Origin of the sequence: Methanobrevibacter sp., from assembly GCF_045603845.1 — an archaeon.
Taxonomy (GTDB): domain Archaea; phylum Methanobacteriota; class Methanobacteria; order Methanobacteriales; family Methanobacteriaceae; genus Methanocatella.
This window is the reverse complement of the sequence record NZ_JAZUMY010000103.1, coordinates 1-2993: the sequence shown is the minus strand read 5'-3', so window position 1 is coordinate 2993 and position 2993 is coordinate 1. Positions and strand designations below refer to the sequence as shown.

6 protein-coding genes are annotated in these 2993 nt (G+C 37.0%); 1 reads left to right on the top strand and 5 read right to left on the bottom strand.

Going from position 1 to position 2993, the window contains the following annotated elements; translation table 11 throughout:
• The first annotated feature begins 386 nt into the window (after positions 1-386).
• Complete coding sequence (locus ACKI2W_RS10305; protein ID WP_407381831.1) at positions 387-704, top strand: hypothetical protein; 318 nt, start codon at positions 387-389, stop codon at positions 702-704.
• On the opposite strand, the gene ACKI2W_RS10300 is transcribed toward ACKI2W_RS10305, so the two are convergent.
• The 5 genes from ACKI2W_RS10300 to ACKI2W_RS10280 form a co-directional block, all read right to left on the bottom strand.
• Positions 705-1514, bottom strand: a complete 810-nt coding sequence (locus ACKI2W_RS10300) for a 4Fe-4S binding protein (RefSeq protein ID WP_407381829.1) — start codon at positions 1512-1514, stop codon at positions 705-707.
• Positions 1514-1909 carry a hypothetical protein gene (locus ACKI2W_RS10295; protein ID WP_407381827.1) on the bottom strand — a complete coding sequence of 132 codons (396 nt, stop codon included), beginning with the start codon at positions 1907-1909 and terminating at the stop codon, positions 1514-1516. Before ACKI2W_RS10295 ends, ACKI2W_RS10300 begins: the two co-directional genes overlap by 1 nt.
• Before the next feature lie 5 nt (positions 1910-1914).
• Positions 1915-2292 (bottom strand): putative zinc-binding protein, encoded by a 378-nt coding sequence (locus ACKI2W_RS10290; RefSeq protein WP_407381825.1) that lies wholly within the window; start codon positions 2290-2292, stop codon positions 1915-1917.
• A 5-nt stretch (positions 2293-2297) separates the two neighbouring features.
• Positions 2298-2645 (bottom strand): ArsR/SmtB family transcription factor, encoded by a 348-nt coding sequence (locus tag ACKI2W_RS10285; protein ID WP_407381823.1) that lies wholly within the window; start codon positions 2643-2645, stop codon positions 2298-2300.
• Positions 2646-2705: 60 nt separating this feature from the next.
• The coding region (locus ACKI2W_RS10280) for a hypothetical protein (protein ID WP_407381821.1) at positions 2706-2993 on the bottom strand (288 nt) is incomplete at its 5' end.

Below are 2993 nucleotides of genomic sequence, written 5' to 3'. Positions count from 1 at the left end.
GATATGGATTGGCAAAAAACCATAAAAACTGAAAAACCATGAAAACCAAAAAACTAAAAAAACCATGTAAACTTATAAAAACTTTTGTAAAAGTTTTTTTTAAAAAATAGCTTACAATTGTTTTCAGGTTAATTAAAGGATTATGCATTGGTTTTGGTGGTGTGGTTTTTACAAAAAAACTAAGGTTGGGGAAATGTGCGGAGGCATGTTTAAAAGTGGCCCCGCTTATCCTGGAAAAATTTGGTTTTTTAAAAAATCAATTCTCAGAAACATTCTCTAAATTCTTATTTTTTGATTTAAAGGATTTTAAGAAGATTTTAAAAAAACCATCAAAAAAGTTTACAAGAGTTTTCATGGTTTTTATGGTTTTTATAAAACTGATTGGTATGACATCTATAAAACAACAAATAATCAAAGCCAAAAAGGAAAAGCGAGAAAGGGAGGAAGAATTGTGGTTTGTGGATTACTGCAACAACTGCAAAACAGGATTGGCTTCGCAGTGTGATGTTGCCTGCCATCATCCATGGTACTGCTGGCATGAAGGTGAATCAGCTATTGTACAGGCTGCCATTGTCCGGATTGACGAGTTTAGAAGGCTGCATGGACACATCACATCACAGATGTATTGGGATTATAAGGAATTAAGAAAAAGACAGCGCCAGTTAATATGGCAAGGCAGAAGAAAATTCTTGAGAGACAAATAGTTATTTTTCAGATTTCATTTTAATCCTTTTGTATTTTTCAAAAACAGCCTCATACCCTTTTTTATAAAAGGGACATGCCTTGATGCATTCAGTGCATCCTTCGCTGCAACCGATACATAGCTCTTCTGTGAAACTTACTGTTTTTGTTTTTTTATCAAGGATTAAAGCGTCATGAGGACATGCTCTAACGCATGAGTTACAGTAGTTACAGTAGTCCGGAATCCAGTCATAAGAATCGCTTTCAGCTTTGGGAAGGTTTTTTATGTTTACCAGTATTGCAGCTATTTTCTGGTTGGGTCCGATTTCAGGACTTATCAGCAGACCGCTTTTTCCGATTGCACCCATTCCCGCCTTTTGGGCAAGATGTGAAAAGTCTATTGTCTCTTCACGGGGATGTGCAACACTTGTTTCAAATCCACGAAGCCTCAGATAATCTGAAATCTTATATGTCATATTTCCAAAGTCTCTGTAGAGGTCATTGTTGTACTCCTGGGCTTTGGCTCCTGCACCGACATCATGTATGCATTGGCTGATTTCATATGAAAATACGACAGCTGAGTTAAAATCAAAATCAAGACCGTGCATGAAATATTCCTTGATGCCATCAACATAAGCTATTTCCACAACACCCAATTGCTTTAAGTATATTTCAAAATCCTTGAGAAATTCTTTTGTAACAGAATCTATGGGATTTATGGGGTTTTCTATTCTTGAAGTGTCAGGAAATGATACGCCGTCGCAGCAGGAACTGGAATTGGATTTGACCAGAACATCCTGTATCAAGCCATCGAAGTTCCAGTTGTCAGCCATCAGCAACACCCGCAGCTGCATCCGGAACCTATCTCAAAGCCGAACTTTTTAAGGAAGTATCTGTAATCGAACCTGTTCAGTGTGGCCTCATCGACAAATGATAAAATACCTATTTCATCATCAAGTGTGAGATTCTTGAATGTGGAGAATGTTGAATCTCTTAATACATCCTCAACAGTATTTTCACCGAATTTGAATGCAATTTGGGCAAATGGAAAATCGAAATTGTTCCGATCATCTATTTTCACAGTTATTTCTTCGCCTTTAGTGAGGACTATGAGGTTGTCAGTATTGGGCAACAGCATTGCCATTCTGGCACCGTCTTTCAGTGACTTGAATTCATCATAGTTTTTGTTTGCCCATTTTTTCCAAATTTCATTATTAAAATAATCCATTTTATTCACCCATTTATTTCTTCATTGATTTTATCTTTAATTATTTCGACACATCTTTCCCCTTCGCTGTCAAGTCTAAACGGGTCTGTGGCAAAGGCTTTGTGTTCATTCAGGACATCACCAACACCGATTGTTTTAAAAACTTTGATTCCTCTGTTGTTTAAAATCTTGTTCACGCATCCGTTGTCGCATCCGTTGATTGCTATAATCGGAAATTTCCTAAGCATCTCATCGTTTTGTCCTTCAGTGTCTGCTGAGGTTGATCCCATGCAGATTGATATTATGTTAGGGTTTTCCTTTTTGCAGTCGCCTACTGCAACGCGTGACACCAGTCCGTTGGCACTCATTCCGTTGCATGAAGCCAAAGCTATCTTTTCATCCATTGTTATCACCAATATTTTTCAAATATTTCTTCAAGACTGTCAATGATGTTTTCATTGGCAAGTTTGTAGTAGATCCATTTTCCCTGTTTTCGAGCTGACAGCACGCCCTCCTTTTTCATCATGTTGAGATGATGGGATATTGTTGACTGGGATTTGTCTATAGCTTCAAGTATTTGACAGACACATAATTCACCGTTTTTCAAGAGATAGATTATCTTAAGTCTTGTTGGATCTGCCAATGATTTTAACACTGCTGCATTATCTTCAAGGGTTTCATCTGAAGGTAATGTCTTGGTTAAATTTTCGACCGAAAAGCATACCTCACAGCTTTCATCAGTATTTTTAATAGTCATATACTATAATATTATTTCGATATATTTAAATGTATCGATATGTTTTATTTATAAAAATTATCAAGTGGAATACCACTTATCCACATCAACCCTTTGAGTTTGAACTTCAGAAACTATTTTTTCGTAGGCCCCTGTGAATGCAACTACACAATCATCGTGAATAGCTTCATTTGGATATGCAGTTATTTTTTCCAGAAATTCCATCGCCCATTTTTTCGTGAACCCGGTCGAATCCTTTCCAACTAAGTAAATGCCCTTCTTTTGAATATCTGCTGAAACTCTTCTTGCACGGTCAACTTTATTCTCTCTTGAGTTACCAGTTCCTGTAGCAAATCCCCTTCGGTTCAG